Annotated in this window: 16 protein-coding genes; 3 read left to right on the plus strand and 13 right to left on the minus strand. The window is 73.5% G+C overall.

The window, feature by feature from the left end; all coding sequences use genetic code 11:
• Positions 1 to 4 precede the first annotated feature (4 nt).
• The 7 genes from pheT to infC all read right to left on the minus strand — a co-directional run bounded on the left by pheT (position 5) and on the right by infC (position 7,455).
• The gene (pheT, locus tag ACWD0A_RS16175; RefSeq protein WP_451298507.1) at positions 5 to 2,560 is read right to left on the minus strand and encodes a phenylalanine--tRNA ligase subunit beta; all 2,556 of its coding nucleotides are present in this window, start codon (positions 2,558 to 2,560) and stop codon (positions 5 to 7) included.
• Positions 2,560 to 3,681: a phenylalanine--tRNA ligase subunit alpha gene (gene pheS / locus ACWD0A_RS16180; RefSeq protein WP_177153457.1), complete on the minus strand. Its 1,122-nt coding sequence runs from the start codon at positions 3,679 to 3,681 to the stop codon at positions 2,560 to 2,562. The genes pheT and pheS overlap by 1 nt, the downstream gene beginning before the upstream one ends.
• A gap of 136 nt (positions 3,682 to 3,817) precedes the next feature.
• On the minus strand, positions 3,818 to 4,951 hold the full coding sequence (locus ACWD0A_RS16185) for an ATP-binding protein (protein WP_451298509.1): 1,134 nt from the start codon (positions 4,949 to 4,951) through the stop codon (positions 3,818 to 3,820).
• 96 nt (positions 4,952 to 5,047) lie between these two features.
• Entirely contained in the window at positions 5,048 to 5,896 is an 849-nt protein-coding gene (locus ACWD0A_RS16190; RefSeq protein ID WP_451298511.1) for a TrmH family RNA methyltransferase, read from the minus strand.
• Between the two features lie 114 nt (positions 5,897 to 6,010).
• A complete protein-coding gene (gene rplT / locus ACWD0A_RS16195) occupies positions 6,011 to 6,394 on the minus strand; it encodes a 50S ribosomal protein L20 (protein WP_019325184.1) in 384 nt (127 codons plus the stop codon).
• Positions 6,395 to 6,497: 103 nt separating this feature from the next.
• Positions 6,498 to 6,692 carry a 50S ribosomal protein L35 gene (gene rpmI, locus ACWD0A_RS16200; RefSeq protein WP_018848956.1) on the minus strand — a complete coding sequence of 65 codons (195 nt, stop codon included), beginning with the start codon at positions 6,690 to 6,692 and terminating at the stop codon, positions 6,498 to 6,500.
• A 121-nt stretch (positions 6,693 to 6,813) separates the two neighbouring features.
• Positions 6,814 to 7,455, minus strand: a complete 642-nt coding sequence (gene infC / locus ACWD0A_RS16205) for a translation initiation factor IF-3 (protein ID WP_307716354.1) — start codon at positions 7,453 to 7,455, stop codon at positions 6,814 to 6,816.
• Positions 7,456 to 7,806: 351 nt separating this feature from the next.
• Between infC and ACWD0A_RS16210 the strand changes: the two genes are divergently transcribed.
• A complete protein-coding gene (locus ACWD0A_RS16210) occupies positions 7,807 to 8,184 on the plus strand; it encodes a DUF1844 domain-containing protein (protein ID WP_307716353.1) in 378 nt (125 codons plus the stop codon).
• A gap of 13 nt (positions 8,185 to 8,197) precedes the next feature.
• Here ACWD0A_RS16210 and ACWD0A_RS16215 read toward each other — a convergent pair whose 3' ends face one another.
• From ACWD0A_RS16215 to ACWD0A_RS16225, 3 genes are all read right to left on the minus strand, one after another.
• The gene (locus tag ACWD0A_RS16215; protein ID WP_451298514.1) at positions 8,198 to 8,932 is read right to left on the minus strand and encodes an SseB family protein; all 735 of its coding nucleotides are present in this window, start codon (positions 8,930 to 8,932) and stop codon (positions 8,198 to 8,200) included.
• Between the two features lie 138 nt (positions 8,933 to 9,070).
• Complete coding sequence (mycP, locus tag ACWD0A_RS16220) at positions 9,071 to 10,285, minus strand: type VII secretion-associated serine protease mycosin (protein WP_451298516.1); 1,215 nt, start codon at positions 10,283 to 10,285, stop codon at positions 9,071 to 9,073.
• A complete protein-coding gene (locus ACWD0A_RS16225; RefSeq protein WP_451298518.1) occupies positions 10,282 to 11,136 on the minus strand; it encodes a hypothetical protein in 855 nt (284 codons plus the stop codon). The genes mycP and ACWD0A_RS16225 overlap by 4 nt, the downstream gene beginning before the upstream one ends.
• A gap of 1,116 nt (positions 11,137 to 12,252) precedes the next feature.
• On the opposite strand from ACWD0A_RS16225, the gene ACWD0A_RS16230 reads away from it, so the two are divergent.
• Positions 12,253 to 13,455: an amino acid deaminase/aldolase gene (locus tag ACWD0A_RS16230; RefSeq protein ID WP_451298520.1), complete on the plus strand. Its 1,203-nt coding sequence runs from the start codon at positions 12,253 to 12,255 to the stop codon at positions 13,453 to 13,455.
• A gap of 17 nt (positions 13,456 to 13,472) precedes the next feature.
• Here ACWD0A_RS16230 and ACWD0A_RS16235 read toward each other — a convergent pair whose 3' ends face one another.
• Positions 13,473 to 14,114 (minus strand): NAD(P)-dependent oxidoreductase, encoded by a 642-nt coding sequence (locus ACWD0A_RS16235; protein WP_451298522.1) that lies wholly within the window; start codon positions 14,112 to 14,114, stop codon positions 13,473 to 13,475.
• Positions 14,105 to 15,127 (minus strand): EamA family transporter, encoded by a 1,023-nt coding sequence (locus tag ACWD0A_RS16240; RefSeq protein ID WP_451298524.1) that lies wholly within the window; start codon positions 15,125 to 15,127, stop codon positions 14,105 to 14,107. Before ACWD0A_RS16240 ends, ACWD0A_RS16235 begins: the two co-directional genes overlap by 10 nt.
• 27 nt (positions 15,128 to 15,154) lie before the next feature.
• Here ACWD0A_RS16240 and ACWD0A_RS16245 point away from each other — a divergent pair, with 27 nt between their 5' ends.
• The gene (locus ACWD0A_RS16245; protein ID WP_451298526.1) at positions 15,155 to 15,949 is read left to right on the plus strand and encodes a MarR family transcriptional regulator; all 795 of its coding nucleotides are present in this window, start codon (positions 15,155 to 15,157) and stop codon (positions 15,947 to 15,949) included.
• A gap of 133 nt (positions 15,950 to 16,082) precedes the next feature.
• Here ACWD0A_RS16245 and ACWD0A_RS16250 read toward each other — a convergent pair whose 3' ends face one another.
• On the minus strand, positions 16,083 to 17,111 hold the full coding sequence (locus tag ACWD0A_RS16250; protein ID WP_451298528.1) for a DUF2510 domain-containing protein: 1,029 nt from the start codon (positions 17,109 to 17,111) through the stop codon (positions 16,083 to 16,085).
• Positions 17,112 to 17,137 lie beyond the last annotated feature (26 nt).

Genomic DNA, 17,137 nt, shown 5'->3' on the forward strand with positions numbered 1-17,137 from the left:
AGGCTCACGCGCCCCGCAGTACCGCTCCCGTGCGCTCCGCCGCCAGCGACACCGCCGCATCCCGTGCGGCCGACGCCTCGTCGACCGTCAGGGTGCGGTCGGGCGCGCGGAACCGCAGCGCGTACGCCAGCGACTTGCGGCCCTCGCCGATCTGCTCGCCGGTGAACACGTCGAACAGCCGGACCGCCTCCAGCAGTTCGCCCGCGCCCTCGCGCAGCGCCGCCTCCACGTCCGCCGCGGGCACGTCGTCCGCGACGACGAGCGCCACGTCCTGCGTGGCCACCGGGAAGGTGGAGATGCTCGGGGCCTGCACGACACCCGCCGCCGCGCCCTCGACCCGGTCCAGGTCCAGCTCCATCGCGCAGGTGCGCTCCGGCAGGCCCAGGGACTTCAGCACGCGCGGGTGCAGCTCGCCGGTGAAGCCGACGGTGTGCTCCTCGCCGTCCACGGCGACCGAGAGGACGGCGCAGCGTCCCGGGTGCCAGGGACCGTACTGGCCCTTGCGGACGATGAGTTCGACGCCTGCCTCGGCCGCCACGGTCCGGGCGGCCTCGACGGCGTCCGCCCAGCCCGCCGGGCGGCCCTTGCCCCACCAGCCGGCCTGCTCACGGGCGCCGGACAGCACGACCGCCGCGTGACGCGGCTGGTGCGGCAGCGCCGCGTTCAGCTCCGCGATCTGCTCGTCGGTCGGACGGCGGTCGACGGGCAGCTGGACCGCCCGCCGCTCCTGGCCGGTCGGCCGGAAGACGAGTCCGGTCTCGAAGAGCGCCAGGTCGTGGCTGCCCCTGCCGTCGTTGCGGCGCAGTGCGCCGAGCAGACCCGGCAGCAGCGTGGTGCGCAGCGCCGGCTCCTCGTCGGAGAGGGGGTTGACGAGCGTGACGACACTGCGGCACGGGTCGTCCGCGTCGAGACCGAGCTGGTCGAAGACCTGCTCGGAGACGAACGGGTAGTTCGGCGCCTCGACGTACCCGGCACCGGCCAGCGCCCGGCCGACCCGGCGGTGCAGCCGCTGCCGGGCGGTGAGGCCGCGGCCGGACGGCGGCGTGGGCAGCGTGGAGGGCAGGTTCTCGTAGCCCTCGAGCCGGATGACCTCCTCGGCGAGGTCGTTCGGGTGGGCGAGGTCGGGGCGCCACGACGGGACGGTGACGACGAGCTCGTCCTGGCCCAGGACGTCGCAGCCGACCTCCTGGAGGCGGCGCACCACGGTCTCGCGCCCGTACGCGACGCCCGCCACCCGGTCGGGGTGGTCGGCCGGCATCGTGACGGTGCGCGGTGCGGCGGCCGCGGTGATCTGGGTGACGCCGGCCTCGGCGGTGCCGCCCGCGAGCAGCACCAGCAGGTCGACGGTTCGCTGCGCGGCGGCGGCCGCGGCCTGCGGGTCGACGCCGCGCTCGAAGCGCTTGGACGCCTCGGAGGACAGCTTGTGGCGGCGCGCCGTGCGGGCGATGGCGACCGGGTCGAAGTGCGCGGCCTCGATCACGACCTCGGTCGTGCCGCTGATCCGACCGGTCTCCGGGTCGGGCTGGGCGTCCGCGATCTCGGTGTTGGCCCCGCCCATGACGCCCGCGAGGCCGATGGGGCCGCGGTTGTCGGTGATGACGAGGTCCTCGGCGTCGAGGACGCGCTTGGTGCCGTCGAGGGTGGTGAGCTGCTCGCCGGGCCGGGCGCGGCGCACCCCGATCGGCCCGTCGACACGGGAGCGGTCGTAGGCGTGGAGCGGCTGGCCGAGCTCGAGCATCACGTAATTGGTGATGTCGACGGCGAGCGAGATCGGTCGCATCCCGGCCTTCTGCAGCCGGCGCTGCAGCCAGATCGGGGAGCGGGCCTCGGGCTCCAGGCCGACGACGGTGCGCGCGGTGAAGCGGTCGCAGCCGACGGGGTCGGAGACCTGGACCTCGTAGCCGTAGGAGTTGGGCGCGGGCACGTCGAGCAGCGCCGGGTCGCGCAGCGGCAGCCCGTAGGCGATGGCCGCCTCGCGGGCGACACCGCGCATCGACAGGCAGTAGCCGCGGTCCGGGGTGACGGCGATGTCGAGGACCTCGTCGACGAGCTCGAGGAGCTCGATCGCGTCGGTTCCGACCTCGTGCTCGGGCGGCAGCACGATGATGCCGCCTCCCCCAGACTCCGTCCGGGGGGACCCCCAGCCGTCGTCGCCCATGCCGAGCTCGTCGCCCGAGCAGATCATGCCGTGGGACGTCCTGCCGTACGTCTTGCGGGCGGAGATCGCGAAGTCACCGGGCAGCACCGCGCCGGGGAGCACGACGACGACCTTGTCGCCGACGGAGAAGTTCCGCGCGCCGCAGACGATCTCCTGCGGCTCACCCGTGCCGTTGGCCTGGCCGACGTCGACGGTGCAGAAGCGGATCGGCTTCTTGAAGCCGTCGAGCTCCTCGATGGTCAGGACCTGGCCGACGACGAGGGGGCCCTTGAGCCCGGTGCCGAGCTGCTCGACGGTCTCGACCTCGAGGCCGGCGGAGATGAGCTTGGCCTGGACGTCACGACCGGTCTCCGTCGCCGGCAGGTCGACGTACTCCCGCAGCCAAGAAAGCGGGACCCGCATCAGATCTCCATCCCGAACGGCCGGGTGAACCGGACGTCACCCTCGACCATGTCTCGCATGTCTTCGACGTTGTGGCGGAACATCAGCATCCGCTCGATGCCGAACCCGAAGGCGAATCCGCTGTACTTCTGGGGGTCGACACCGCAGGCGATGAGCACCTTCGGGTTGACCATGCCGCAGCCGCCGAGCTCGATCCAGCCCTCGCTGGAGCAGGTGCGGCAGGGCCGGTCCGGGTTGCCGACGGACTCGCCGCGGCACACGTAGCAGACCATGTCCATCTCGGCGGACGGCTCGGTGAACGGGAAGAAGTTCGGCCGCAGCCGGGTCTTCATGCCCTCGCCGAACAGCGCCTGGACCATGTGGTCGAGAGTGCCCTTGAGGTCGGCCATGGTCAGGCCCTCGTCGACGGCGAGCAGCTCGACCTGGTGGAACACCGGGGTGTGCGTGGCGTCCAGCTCGTCGGTGCGGTAGACGCGGCCGGGGCAGATCACGTAGACCGGCGGCTCGCGGTCCAGCATCGACCGGACCTGGACGGGCGACGTGTGCGTGCGCAGCACGACGCCGGAGTCCGAGGTGCCGTCGGCGTCGGCGACGAAGAAGGTGTCGTGCTCTCCGCGGGCGGGGTGGTCGGCGGCGATGTTGAGCGCGTCGAAATTGAGCCACTCGGTCTCGACCTCGGGACCTTCGGCCACCTCGTAGCCCATGGCCACGAAGACGTCCTCGATGCGCTCCATGAGCGTGGTCAGCGGGTGGCGGGCACCTGCGGGGACGCGGTCGTAGGGCAGCGTGACGTCGACGGACTCCTCGACGAGCACCCGGGCGTCCCGCTCGGCCTCCAGCTCGGCCTGGCGCGCGGCCAGCGCCTTGCTGACGGCGCCACGGGCCTGGCCCACGCGCTTGCCGGCCTCGGCCTTGGCCTGCGGCGGCAGTGCGCCGATCTCGCGGTTGGCGAGGGAGAGCGGCGAGGTGCCACCGGTGTGCGCGGTCTTCGCGTGGGCGAGCGCTTCGAGGTCGGCGGCGGCGGCGAAGGCGGCGAGCGCCTCGTCCCGCATGCGCTCGATCTCTTCCGGTTTCAGTGCCTCGACCTCAACAGGGTCGTACGACTTATTGGGTGCGGACATCTCTTCCCGTACTTCCGAATGGGCTGGCTGGGGACCCCGCACGTCGACCAGGGACGACCGAGGACGCAAAGGTGCCAAAGGCCGAGTCTAACGGGGTGCGGGGATGCGGATGAGCCCGTGGGCTGCCCGGCGGCCTCTACAGGAGGTGGGCCGGAGTGCCGACGGGCAGGATAAATCGGAACTCGGCGCCGCCGCCGGGTCCCCGGCCGACGGTGATCGTCCCGCCGTGCGCCTCGACGATGCCCTTGACGATGTAGAGGCCCAGCCCGGTGCCGCCGCGCTTGCTCCCCCGCCAGAAGCGGGTGAAGACACGGCCCATCGACTCCTCGGGGATGCCGGGACCCTCGTCGCTCACGGTGACTGCCGTGCCCTTCTCGTCGTCCTTCGCCGGTGCCGGCGCCACCTCGATGGTGACGGTTCCCTCGCCGTGGCGCACCGCATTTTCCAGCAGGTTGCCGAGGACCTGGTCCACCTTGTCGGGGTCGGCCCACAGATCCGGCAGCCCCGGCCGGATGCGGACGAGGAACCGGTCGGGCGCCTGGCCGGCGGCTGTGTGCGCCTGGACGTGGCGGGCGACGGCGGCGGCCATGTCGACGGGCTGGCGCCGGATCTCGAGCCGGCCGGAGTCGATGCGGGATATGTCGAGGAGCTCGGCGATGAGCCGGGTGACCCGGCCCGCGTCGGCGTCGACGGTCTCCAGCATCAGCCGCTTCTGGTCGTCGGTGAACCTCTCCCACTTGGCGAGCAGGGTCGCCGTGAAACCTTTGACGGAGGTCAGCGGGGAGCGCAGCTCGTGGGCGACGGTGGCGATCAGTTCGGCGTGGCTGCGTTCGGTGCGGCGACGGGCCTCGGTGCCGCGGAGGCTGACGACGAGCCGGCGAAGCGGCCCGGTGGGAACGTCGCGCACGTAGCGGGCGGACACGAGGATCTCGCGGCCGCCGGGGAGCAGCAGGTTGCGCTCGGGCTGGCCGACCCGGGTGGAGAGTCCGCCGTAGGGGTCGGTCACCGTCCACCAGCGACGGCCCTTGAGGTCCTCCAGCGGCAGTGCGCGCTCCAGCGGGGCGCCGATGGCGTCGGCCTTGGACACGGCGGTGATGCGCTCGGCGGCCTCGTTGAAGCAGACGACGCGTCCGGTCTCGTCGGCGACGACCAGCCCGTCGGGGAGGTCGTCGGGGTCGATGACGGACATGGCCCCGGACACCTCGGGACCGCCGGTGCGGCACAGGACGGCCTCCGGTGTCCGGTTCGGCCTCTTGGTCCCGACGGTCATGTCCCCGTACCCCACCTCTCCGCTGCCGAGTGGGCCCCGAGCCCGTCACCCTACTAGCTGAACGTGACGTGGCGGACCCCCTGAGCGAGTACTCCCTCAGCGGGCGGCGCCCCGGGCCCCGGCCCGCTGGGCGCGCGCCGAGGCATACAGACATACGGCGGCGGCGGTGGCCAGGTTCAGACTCTCGGCCTTGCCGTGAATGGGGACGCGTACGACGGCGTCGGCGAGGGCGCGGGTCTCCTCCGGCAGGCCCCATGCCTCGTTGCCGAAGATCCAGGCGGTGGGGCCGCCCATGGTCCCGGCGTCGAGCTCGTCGTCGAGGTCGTCGTCGCCCGCGCCGTCGGCGGCGAGTACGCGCACGCCGGCCTCCTTCAGGCCCCGGACGGCCTGTTCCACCGGAACGCCCACGGCGACCGGCAGGTGGAAGTGCGACCCGACCGACGCGCGTACGGACTTGGGGTTGTAGAGGTCGACGGAGGCGTCCGTGAGGACGACGGCGTCGGCACCCGCGGCGTCGGCGCAGCGCAGCACGGTGCCCGCGTTGCCGGGGTCCCGTACGTGGGCGAGGACGGCGACGAGCTTGGGCCGGGCGGCGAGGATGTCCTCGAACGGCGAGTCCAGGAAACGGCACACCCCGACGAGCCCCTGCGGGGTGACGGTCTGGGACACCTCGGCGAGCACGGTGTCGGCGGCGTGGTGCACGCGGGCGCCCGCGGCGCGGGCGGCGTCGACGATGTCGGCGTACCGCTCGGCCGCCTCGACGGTGGTGAACAGCTCGACGAGGGTCGGTTCGCCGCCGGGGCCCCGGTGGGCGACGGCCTCACGGACGGCCTGCGGCCCCTCGGCGATGAACAGCCGGTCCTTCCCCCGGAAGTTCCGCTTGGCGAGCCGCCGGGCGGCGGCGACCCGCGGGGAACGCGGGGAGATCAGCTCGGGGGTGGACATGGGCGCCTGGGGCTCTCTTCCTCGGTCGGCTGGGGGTCGGTCGCGGGGCTCGGTCAAACACACCGGACCCGCAGGCCCTGGGGCCTGCGGGTCCGGTCACGCTCGGTGCGGCCGTCAGGCAGCCTTGGGCGCGTTGACGTCGCTCGGCAGCGCCTTCTGGGCGACCTCGACCAGCGCGGCGAACGCGCCTGCGTCGTTGACCGCGAGCTCGGCCAGGATCTTGCGGTCCACCTCGATGTTGGCGGCCTTCAGACCCTGGATGAAGCGGTTGTAGGTGATGCCGTTGGCGCGGGCAGCGGCGTTGATGCGCTGGATCCACAGCTGACGGAAGTCGCCCTTGCGCTTCTTGCGGTCGTTGTAGTTGTAGACCAGAGAGTGGGTGACCTGCTCCTTGGCCTTGCGGTACAGGCGCGAACGCTGGCCGCGGTAACCGCTGGCCTGCTCGAGGATCGCCCGGCGCTTCTTGTGGGCGTTGACTGCCCGCTTGACGCGTGCCACTTGTTAACTCCTTGTAGCGGGGCCGTGGTGCGTGATCACACGGCCCGGAAACGAATAGGTCCCGGTCCCGGCGTCCCGTCCCCTGCGTCGGGGACGGAGGACGTCACTTGCCGAGAAGCTTCTTGATCTTCGCGGCGTCGCCCGGGGCCATCTCGGCGTTGCCGGTGAGGCGGCGCGTCAGACGGGACGACTTGTGCTCGAGCAGGTGGCGCTTGCCGGCGCGCTCACGGAGCACCTTGCCGGAGCCGGTGATCTTGAAGCGCTTCTTGGCACCGCTGTGCGTCTTGTTCTTCGGCATCGCGCCGTATCTCCTCATCAGTGGCGCTCCCCCGGTGCGGGCACCGGACTGCGGGAGCGTCAGATCTTCGTTGTGGGTTCCGGGCGGGACCGGGGGCCGCCTGTCCGGCTGGCCCCGCGGGTCACCCCTCGGAGGATGTGTCGGCCGGGGCGTCGGCGTCCTGCGAGCCCTGGCGCTCCGCCTTGCGTGCGGCCTGGGCCTCACGCGCCTCGGCCATGGCCTCGGTCTTCTTCTTGTGCGGGCCGAGAACCATGATCATGTTCCGGCCGTCCTGCTTCGGGTTCGACTCGATGAAGCCGAGGTCCTCGACGTCCGCCGCGAGACGCTGCAGAAGACGGAAGCCAAGTTCGGGGCGGGACTGCTCACGACCACGGAACATGATCGTGATCTTGACCTTGTCGCCCTGCTTGAGGAACCGCACGACGTGACCCTTCTTGGTGTCGTAGTCGTGCGGGTCGATCTTCGGCCGGAGCTTCATCTCCTTGATGACCGTGTGCGCCTGGTTCTTGCGCGCCTCACGGGCCTTCATGGCCGACTCGTACTTGAACTTCCCGTAGTCCATGAGCTTGCACACGGGCGGACGGGCGTTCGCCGCGACCTCGACCAGGTCAAGGTCGTACTCCTGCGCAAGCTCCAGGGCCTTGGCAAGCGGAACAATCCCGACCTGCTCGCCGCTGGGACCGACAAGTCGCACTTCGGGAACGCGAATCCGGTCGTTGATGCGGGGCTCGGCGCTGATGGATCCTCCTAAGTAGCACCACACGACCGCCTGGCAGACAGCCGCGTAACGTCTGTTTCGTCAGACCAACCGCGCCGGAACACGAAAAATGCCCCGGACGGGACACAGGCGGCTGCTCCATGAATACCGGAGCACCGCCGCGGTGAACCGCGGGGCGCACATCGGGCGACTCCATCGTCCGTACGGAACGATGGGCGCCGCCTGACCGGTGACCCGCCGCCCGGAGGGCGGCCAGGTGGGAGATCGGAGCCTCCACTTGTGGGCTGGGCACGCAGGTGTCCAGCCGGTCGTCACACAAGGTTAGCAGCTCCCGGGCGATGCGGCTAACCGGTGGCCACGGCGGTGACCTGCGCGGCGGGGCATATCGTGTGCGTCATGAGTGACGCGACCTCCCCCCAAGAGCCCTCCGCCCAGGAGGCCCCCGACTTCGACGCCATGACCCGCGACATCGCGGAGGTCCCCGCGGTCGAGGTGATCGTCACGGTCGCCGTCAACCTGATGAGCGCCGCCGCCGTCAAGCTCGGTCTGACCGAGGACGGCGATGACCACAAGGACCTCGACGAGGCCCGCAAGCTGGTGCACGCGCTGGCGGGTCTGCTCGACGCGAGCACGACCGAGATCAGCTCCTTCCACGCGGCTCCGCTGCGCGACGGACTGAAGTCGCTGCAGCTCGCGTTCCGCGAGGCGTCGCTGGTGCCGGACGAGCCGGGCCAGGGACCGGGCGAGAAGTACACCGGCCCGGTCTACGGCTGACCTGTTCGGAGACCTACTCCCTGACGTAGAAGGGCCCGCCCGGAGGGGTGGCCCCGGCCGGCAGCAGTGCCAGGTCGAGGCCCCGCACCAGGCGGGCCCTCAGTACGTCGTCGGCCGCCAGCGCCTCGGCGACACGTCGCCCCGCCTCGGCCGGGACCGCGTCCGGCGCGAGGACGAGCGCGAGGGTGCCGTCAGCGTCGCGGCCGGGCCCCAGGTGCGCGCGCAGGACGGCGGGCTCGGCGGCCAGCCTGTCGCGCACGGCGGCGGTGACGGCCGGATCGGCGAGGGGGTCGGTGCTGGTGCGGCCCTCGGCGAGGGCGAGCAGGGCGTGTCCGGTCAGCTGGTACGGGACCGGGCCGGCCAGATCGATGACGAGCGTGTCCGCCTTCTCGTGCGCCGCGGCCTGGAGCGCCTGGTGCAGCGGGACGGCGACGGGGCGGGCCTCGGGGTCCCACAGGGCGAGCGAGGCGGTCGAGGTGAACGCGGGCAGGGCGCGGCGATCGCCTGCCGTCAGGGTGGGCACGGCCATGTCGCTGGTCTTCTCGCGGCGCAGCCCGTTCTCGTCCTCCTCGACCTCGCCGAGGACGGCGACGACGGGGACGAGGAGACGTGCGCTCCTGAGCGCCTCCAGCACGGGCCGTTCGGCGGTGCGGTCCTCGGCCCAGGCGGCGAGCGCCGCCTCCAGGGCGGGGTCGGCGGTGCCGTCGTCGTCGGAGAAACCGGGGTCCGGGATGTTCTTGAGCGCCACGCGTCGAGCCTAACGTCCTGCTCGTGACCGCCGGCGCGCGCCTCTCGTCGGACGGGGCCGCGGGTCGCGGCGGCCGCGGTAGGTTGCGGCGGCCGCGGTCGCGGGTTGCGGCGGCCGCGGCGACGGTCCCGGCTCGGGTCAGAAGGAGCCGCCGTGGCTCCGGCGGCCTCCGCTCCAGAGCACGACGGCCGCGGCGAGGGTCAGCACGCCGAGGCCGCCGGTCACGGGGGCGAGCCAGCCTGCCGGTTCGACGCCGTCCTCCTCCGGGTCGGGGCCCCGGCCGAAGTACCGCTCGTCGTAGCCGGACGCGGCCGCCTTCAGGTCGCCGGGGCGCAGCCGCGCACCTTCGGTGATCGCCGCTGCCGGATCGACGAACCCGTAGCCCCGGGAGTCGTCGCGGCCGCCCTCGGGGGCGTTGCGGGCCGTGTCGCGCAGGAGCTTCTTGATCTGGGCCGGGGTGAGGTCCGGGTGGGCGGACCGGACGAGGGCGACGGCGCCCGAGACGAAGGCCGCGGCGGCGCTGGTCCCCCAGCCCTGGTAGTACTTCCGGTCCGGGTCGGCGAGCACGATGTCGACGCCGGGGGCGCTGACCGTGGCGTACCAGCGGCGGGTGGAGAAGGAGGCGTGCGTCCCGAAACGGTTGACCGCCGTCACCGCGATCACGCCCGGGTAGGCGGCGGGGTAGGAGATGTGGTCACCCTTCTCGCCGCCGTTGCCCGCGGAGGCGACGACGACGGCGCCCTTGGAGAGGGCGTACTGGACGGCGGCGTCCTCGCCCGCCTCTGGGTGGGCCGACTCGCTGTCGTCGCCGAGCGAGAGGTTGATGACGTCGGCACCTTGGTCGGCCGCCCAGCGGATGCCCTGGGCGAGGGCCGTGCCACGGGACTTGCGGGCCCGGTCACGCGCCTTGTCGCCGCCTTCGAGGATGACGCGGACGGGCAGGATCTTCGCCTCCGGGGCGATGCCCATCACGCCGGCCTCCTGGCCGGGGCCGTGCCCGTGGGCGGCGATGATGCCCGCCATCGCGGTGCCGTGACGGGCCCAGGGGCGGTCGCCGCGCTGGGCGCCGAAGCCGATGAAGTCCTTGCCGGGCAGCACGGATCCCGCGAGGTCGGGGTGCTGGTCGTCGACGCCCGTGTCCAGGACGGCGACCGTGATGCCCTCGCCCTTGGTCGTCTGCCAGGCCTGGTCGGTGTGGAGGGCGTCCAGGCTCCACTGCTGGGCGCGGATCGCGTCGGCGTGCGCGGGCGTCGCGGCGGGCAGCACGGCGAAGGCCGCGGCGACGAGTGCGGCGCTGAGGCGGTGGCGGCGCGGGTGGAGACGGCGAGGGCGCGGGACGCGCGGGAGGCTCATTCGGTCTCCTCCGTGGCACGGCCGACGGCGGTCCGCAGGCCCCGTTCGATGCGGTCGGCGATGCCGGCGGCGTCGTGGCCGAGCCCGGACTGGGCGGGGGCGGTCGTCGCGCCGTCCGCCTTGGCCTCGTCGGCGGGCTGCGGGTCGGGGACGGGGCGGCCGTCGGCGAACCCGGAGACGGCGTAGACGACGACGGGCGCCTCGGTCACGACGTCGACGGTCCAGCTGGCACGCTGCTCGTCGCCGAATCCGGCCGCGACCGTGCCCTTGGCCGGCAGCGTGCGGGGCATCAGGTCGGTGCGCTCGCCGAGCCCTTCGGTGGCGAACCGGTTGTGCAGCGCGAGCATGCCGTCCTGCTCGGCCTCGGTGAAGACGAGGCCGACCGTGGTGACGCTGCTCGCGGTGGCGTCGGTGTACGTGGCGCGCACGACACGGGCGCAGCCGACCGGCTCCAGCGTCTTGACGAGCAGTGGGTCGAGCGCGGGTGCGCAGCCGCTGTCCGGGGCGACGGCGATCCGCGTCCAGACGCGGTCGGCCCCGCCGGGTCCGGCGCCGTTGCCCTTGAGGGTGGGCGGGAACAGCTTGTCCACGGGGACGCTGTGCCACATGGCGCGCACCTTCGCGTAGGTGTCGCGCTCGGCGGTGTCGGCGCTGGAGTCGCCGGTGAGCCACAGGCCGGTCACGGCGCCGCCGATGAGCCCGAGCCCGAGGACGACGCAGGCGACGGCGCCGACGGTCCGCGCGGGGTGCCGGGTGCGTACGGGCCGCAGCCGCGTGGTCAGTTCGGTGGGGGCCTCGGGCGGGGCCCAGTGGTTGGCGGGCGGTCGGGGCGCACCGGGCCGCGGCGTCATGTCGACGTGTCCGACGGGCCTTCGTCGCGGCACGGGGGGCACGACCGGCGGCTGCGCTGCGGGGGCGGGTACCCGTCGGGGTCCGGGCGCCGGGGCGGTGGGACGCAGGCGGGTGGTGGTCTCCTCCGGGATGCTCCCGTCCCCCGGCGGGGCCCAGGGAGCACCGGCGGTCGCGGGCGGCATGGGGCGCTCGGGGGACACGGCGGGGCGGGGCGGGCTCGTCCGGGGCGTGTCCGGGGCGGATGCGGGCGGCGGAGTCGCCGCCCCGGCGGCAGGCGCGGGCGTGGCGGCCTGCGGTGGCGGCGCCGACGGCCCGGCCGGAGCGGGCACGGCCCGGGCGGCATGTGGGGGCACTCCGGTCGCGGGCGCGGCGGCGTCGCGAGCGGCGGGCGGCGTGGTTCGCTGCGGGGTCACGCCCGGACGCGACGGGGGCGCCGGAGCGGCAGGCGCGGGCTGCGGCGTGCGCGGGGCGGACTCGGCACGGGAGCCGTCACCGGAACGGTCGGCGCCAGGCGCGGTCGTGCCGGGGCGCGGCGTCGCGGCAGCGGCGGCAGGCGGCTGTGCGGCGGGCGTGCCGGACGCGGCCGCGGGCTGACGGGGCTGACCTGATGGGGCAGCCGTGTCCGCCGCGCGATGTGCGGTGCGCTGGGGCGCCACCGTCTGGGGCGCCACCGTGGGGCCGGAGCCGCCGGACCGGTCCTGGGAGGGCACGGCAGACCCGGGCGCGGCCGGAGCCGGCGTGGACGCCGGAGCGGTCGCGGCCACGGATGCGGATGCCGGAGCGGGCGCCCCCGGCGCGGCACTGGGCGGCAGCGAGGAGGGCGGGTCCGGGGTGGACGGTTCGGGTGGGAGGATCGCGTCGGCGATGCGGGAGCGGGGCGGGGGCTGGGCACCGGAAGGGCGTTGTGCCTCCGTGCTCATTCCGCCCCCCGTTGCTCGACACGTACCACCGACGGATCACCGTTCGGGGCAGGCCTGTTCGCCACCTCGTGCAGGCCACTGTGCATGTCACTCTAACGGGCTGCGCTGGGCCGGACCGCCATGCGGCGGGGGGTCCGGGGGATCTGCCCAGAACATCCCCTACCCCGGGGTAAACCGGTCTGGCAAGCTCGGCCCATGACTCCCCGTGCCGCAGACCGGGCCCGCTACGACAAGGCCACCGCGCATCTGGACGCCCCTGTCGCGATCGTCGACCTCGGGGCGTTCGACGCCAACGCCGACGACCTCGTCCGCCGGGCCGCAGGCAAGCCGATCCGGGTGGCGAGCAAGTCGGTCCGGTGCCGGGCCCTGTTGGAGCGCGTCCTGGCACGCGACGGCTTCGCCGGGATCATGTCGTTCACCCTGGACGAGTCCCTGTGGCTGGCGCGAGCCGGATTCGACGACGTGCTGCTCGCGTACCCGTCCGCGGACCGGTCCGGTTTCGCGGAGCTCGCGGGCGATCCCAAGCTTGCCGGGGCCGTGACGGTGATGGTCGACGACCTCGCCCAGCTGGAGCTCATCGACCGGTCCCGTGGCGGCGGCAAGGAGGAGATCCGGGTCTGCCTGGAGCTGGACACGGCGCTGCACCTGCTCGGCGGCCGGGTGCGGATCGGCGCCCGCCGGTCGCCGATCCGCGAGCCCGCCCACATGGCCGAGATCGCCCGGTCCGTGGCACGGCGGCCGGGTTTCCGGCTGGTGGGCCTGATGGCGTACGAGGGTCACATCGCGGGGGTGGGTGACTCGGTCGACGGTTCGCCGCTGCGGTCGCGGGCCGTACGGCTCATGCAGCGCGCCGCGCGGGTGGAGCTCGCCGCCCGGCGGGCGGCCGTGGTGCGGGCGGTGCGTGCGGTGGAGCCCGATCTGGAGTTCGTCAACGGCGGCGGGACGGGGAGCGTCCAGCACACGGCGGAGGAGGACGCGGTCACGGAGATCGCGGCCGGTTCGGGCCTGTACGTGCCGCGACTGTTCGACAACTACACCTCCTTCTCCGGGCGTCCGGCCGCACTGTTCGCACAGCCCGTCGTCCGCCGGCCGGGTGTGGGGGTCGTGACCGTGCTCGGCGGGGGCTATCCCGCGTCGGGGGCGGCCGGGCCGGACCGGCTGCCGGTCCCCCACCTCCCGGAGGGCCTGCGTTACGACCCCAAGGAGGGGGCGGGCGAGGTGCAGACCCCGCTGATCGGGCACGCTGCCGACGATCTGCTGATCGGCGACAAGGTGTGGTTCCGCCACGCGAAGGCCGGTGAGCTGTGCGAGCGCTTCGACACCCTGCACCTGGTCGAGGGCGAGCGGGTGACGGGCACGGCGCCGACCTACCGGGGTGAGGGACGAACCTTCCTGTAGCGGTCGGCATGACGAGGTCAGTACGCCACGGTGAACCGTGCCCGCCGGTGCCTGGGCCGCTCCGCCTCGTCCAGCAGGGCCACGGCGAAGTCCTCCATGGATATGGCGGAGCGGCCCTCGTCGTCGACGAGCAGTTCGTCGCGGCCCAGCCGGTAGTCACCGGTGCGCTCGCCCGGCTCGAGCAGGGCGGGCGGGCTCAGGTACGTCCAGTCCGCGTCGGACGCGAAGGCCCGGCAGGCATCGAGCTGCGCGGCGCAGGCGGCGGCGATCGGCCCCAACTCCGAGGGGAAGCCGGGCCCTTCGGCCAGGGTGAGCGGCCCCTTGCCAGGGAGCGTGAGCGATGCGGCGCCGCCGACGAGGAGGAGCCGTACACCAGTGCGGGTGACTCCTGCGAGCAGCGCCTCGGCGGTCGCCACCAGCTCCCGCTCACGGCCGGGCGCGGGTCTCGTCGCGCTGATCACGAGGTCCTGCCCGGCACTCGCGCGGGCGACGACGTCCGGGTCGGCGGCGTCGGCCACGTGGGGTCGGGCCCGGTGGGGGAGGTCCGCGAAGCGAGCCGGGTCCCTGACGACAGCGGTGACGTCGTGTCCCCGGGAGAGCGCCTCGGTCACGGTCCTTCGTCCGACGTTCCCCGCGGCTCCGAAGACGGTCATGCGCATGGCTGGGCTCCTCGCTGTCGTGCCCCCTGGCCGGTGGGGGTCGGGGTACTGCCGTGGCCGGCGGCCCCGGCCGAGGACGGGACGGGCTGAGGCACGGCGGCGGAAGGGGCTGCCGTACGAGGGGATGGCTGCCTCTGCGTCTGCGCGGCTATGAGGGCGGCGACGACGACGATGCCGCCGACGGCCTGGAGGCCGTTGAGCCGCTCGCCGGCGACGATCAGGCCGAGCACGGTCGCGACGAGCGGACTCAGGAGCCCGAGGAAGGACACCGCGGTCGGCGGCAGTGCGCGGATCCCTCGGAACCAGAGCGCATAGGCGACGGCCGCGCCGATGAGTGACAGGTAGGCGTAACCCAGCACGTTCTGCGTGGTCAGGCCGGCCGGGGGCGGACCCTCGACGAGCAGCGCCACCGGAAGGAACAGCAGTCCGCCGGCGACGAGCTGCCACCCGGTCGTGGCGAGCAGCGGTGCGGGCGAGGTCCACCGCTTGGCGAGGACCACTCCGGTGGCCATGACCAGGGCGCCTCCGAGGGCGGCGGAGACGCCGATCGCGTCCAGCCGGGCGTCGGCCTGCAGGACGAGCAGGCTCACGCCCGCGATGCCCGCGACCCCCGCGAGCGCGGTGCGCCGGGTGAGCCGGTCCCCGAGGATCGCGGCGGACAGTCCTGCGGCGAACAGGGGCTGCACGGCGCCCACGGTGGCCGCGACTCCGCCCGGCAGCCGGTAGGCCGCGACGAAGAGGAGCGCGAGGAACACGCCTATGTTCAGCGCGCCGAGAACGAGCGCACGCCACCACCAGATGCCCCGCGGCAGCCGCCGCGTGACGGCCACGAGCAGCAGGCCCGCGGGCAGTGCGCGGATCACCGCGGCGAGCAACGGGCGCCCGGGCGGCAGCAGCTCGGTCGTGACGAGATAGGTGGTGCCCCAGATGGCCGGAGCAAGCGCGGTCAACAGCACGACGCCGAGTCGGCCGTTTCTCAATTGATTGCTTAGCACTAAGCCAAAGTAACTCATCACTAAGAGATTCGCTAGACTCTTTTCATGACAGACCACGTGGATCTCGTAGTGAGGCAGTGGCGAGCCCAGCGCCCCGACCTCGACGTGTCGCCCATGGCGGTGATCGGGCGCCTGACGCGGCTCTCCCGCCTCATCGCGTCGGAGCTCGGGCAGACCTTCGCCGCCCACGGCCTGGACAGGGCCTCCTTCGACGTCCTCGCCACGCTGCGGCGCAGCGGGCCCGAGCACCGCCTCACCCCGGCGGCGCTGACGCGATCGGCGATGGTCACCTCGGGGGCCATCACCCAGCGCCTGGACCGTCTTCAGGCGCGGGGCCTGGTCACCCGCACCCCGAGCGCCTCGGACGGGCGCGTCGTGCACGTCTCGCTCACCGACGAGGGCCTGGCGCTCGTCGACCGGGTGCTCCCCGACCATCTGGCCACCGAGAACCGGGTCCTGGGAGCGCTGGACGAGAGCGGCCGCCACACCCTCGCCGGCCTGCTGCGCGAGTTGCTGGAATCGCTCGGCGACACCGTCCCGGCGGACACCACGGGCTATGCCGAGACGCCGGATTATGAGAACGAGTTCTGCGAAAAACCGTCGCAGGACTTCGGCGAGGGGCCCCTCCGCATCGAGTACGCGGGCCACGGCGACGTGCGGCCGCGGCGCGGCGGCGGGCGCCCGAAGGTGATCGACGACGAGATGCTGGCCACCGCCCGCGCGCTGCGCGACCAGGGTGTGCCGGTCTCCGAGATCGCCGGCCGGCTCACCATCCGGACGGGGAAGAACGCGGGCCGGCACCCGTCCGTCGCCTCGCTCTACCGCGCGCTCGCCGAGTGACCCTCACGCGGTCCCCGATGCACCGTCAGAGCCCGTCGCCTGGTGCACCGTCACATCCCAGCGCGCGGTGCACCGTCACACCCCATCCGCCGGTGCACCGTCATGCGTTCACCCGGTGCGCCGGGCAGGTGCGTCAGCCGGGGCCGATGGTGCTGCCGACGCCGCCGCTGGTGGCGTCGCCGATCGGGCGGATGCTGGACGCGATCCTGTCCATGTCGGCGAGCGGGGGTCCGTCCGGTCCGGCGTCGAAGGCGAAGCGCACGACGACCAGCGCCTCCGTGCCCGTGTGGGACGGGAAGACGAGCGACTGCACATAGCCGCCGGGGCCCGCTCCCGTGACGACCCGCCAGCGCACGAGGTACCCGGAGCGCCCGGCGACGGCGAAGTTCTGCGACTTCACGACGGTGTGCGACGTGATGCCGCCGTGGATGCGGGTGCCGAGCGCGTCCTCGTCGTACGCCTCCTCGGCCGCCTTCTCGATGTCCTGCTCGGCCACGGCCTTCGGTGTGCCGTCACCGCCGGACTGGGTGGCCGTCATGGAGGTCACCCGGCCGTGCCGGCAGATCGACGAACCGCCGCCCGGACAGTCGTAGGTCTCGTCCGTGTACATCGTCGTGCCGGAGCCGAGAGCGCTGCTCGACTTCTCCCAGCCCTCGGGGATGGGCATGGTGATGCCGTTGAGCTGGTCGACGAGCTCCGTGGAGTCCTCGTCGGCGGTCGCGGTGGGCGACGCGCTCTGCTCCGGCCCCGAGGTCGCCGGGACGGAAGCGGCCGTGGTGGCCGGCGCGGCGTCGGGCGTGTCCGGATCGTCGTCGATGAGCAGCACGGCGCCTGTGACGAGCGCGGCGACGAGCACGGCGCCCGCGGCGGCCAGCGCGACGACCCGGCGCCTGCCACCGCCCGGGCCACCGGCCGCGAGGTGCTGGGGCACGATGGGGGGCCCGAATCCACCGCCCGGGCCCTGTGACAGGGCACCGGGGCCGTAGGCCGGCTGCCCGGGTCCGTGCACCGGCATCTGCGCGGGTCCGTACGCCTGCGCCCCGGTGTCCGACGGCCCCTGGGCCGCGCGCGTGTGCGCGGCCCAGGCCGAGCCGTCCCACCACCGTTCGGTGCCGGGCCCCTGCGGGTCCGGATACCAGCCGGGAGGGGTCGTCATGCTCATCCGGACACCCTATGCGCGGCACCGGC

The organism is Streptomyces sp. NPDC002867 (assembly GCF_053591895.1).

What these genes read in the sequence shown, in the direction of transcription:
- ACWD0A_RS16245 (WP_451298526.1), top strand. Translation starts at nt 15,155, where the DNA reads ATGACAGACCACGTGGATCTCGTAGTGAGGCAGTGGCGAGCCCAGCGC.
- mycP (WP_451298516.1), bottom strand. Translation starts at nt 10,285, where the DNA reads ATGAGCCTCCCGCGCGTCCCGCGCCCTCGCCGTCTCCACCCGCGCCGC.
- ACWD0A_RS16225 (WP_451298518.1), bottom strand. Translation starts at nt 11,136, where the DNA reads ATGACGCCGCGGCCCGGTGCGCCCCGACCGCCCGCCAACCACTGGGCC.
- rpmI (WP_018848956.1), bottom strand. Translation starts at nt 6,692, where the DNA reads ATGCCGAAGAACAAGACGCACAGCGGTGCCAAGAAGCGCTTCAAGATC.
- ACWD0A_RS16190 (WP_451298511.1), bottom strand. Translation starts at nt 5,896, where the DNA reads ATGTCCACCCCCGAGCTGATCTCCCCGCGTTCCCCGCGGGTCGCCGCC.
- ACWD0A_RS16210 (WP_307716353.1), top strand. Translation starts at nt 7,807, where the DNA reads ATGAGTGACGCGACCTCCCCCCAAGAGCCCTCCGCCCAGGAGGCCCCC.
- pheS (WP_177153457.1), bottom strand. Translation starts at nt 3,681, where the DNA reads ATGTCCGCACCCAATAAGTCGTACGACCCTGTTGAGGTCGAGGCACTG.
- pheT (WP_451298507.1), bottom strand. Translation starts at nt 2,560, where the DNA reads ATGCGGGTCCCGCTTTCTTGGCTGCGGGAGTACGTCGACCTGCCGGCG.
- ACWD0A_RS16230 (WP_451298520.1), top strand. Translation starts at nt 12,253, where the DNA reads ATGACTCCCCGTGCCGCAGACCGGGCCCGCTACGACAAGGCCACCGCG.
- ACWD0A_RS16240 (WP_451298524.1), bottom strand. Translation starts at nt 15,127, where the DNA reads ATGAGTTACTTTGGCTTAGTGCTAAGCAATCAATTGAGAAACGGCCGA.
- ACWD0A_RS16235 (WP_451298522.1), bottom strand. Translation starts at nt 14,114, where the DNA reads ATGCGCATGACCGTCTTCGGAGCCGCGGGGAACGTCGGACGAAGGACC.
- ACWD0A_RS16185 (WP_451298509.1), bottom strand. Translation starts at nt 4,951, where the DNA reads ATGACCGTCGGGACCAAGAGGCCGAACCGGACACCGGAGGCCGTCCTG.
- ACWD0A_RS16250 (WP_451298528.1), bottom strand. Translation starts at nt 17,111, where the DNA reads ATGAGCATGACGACCCCTCCCGGCTGGTATCCGGACCCGCAGGGGCCC.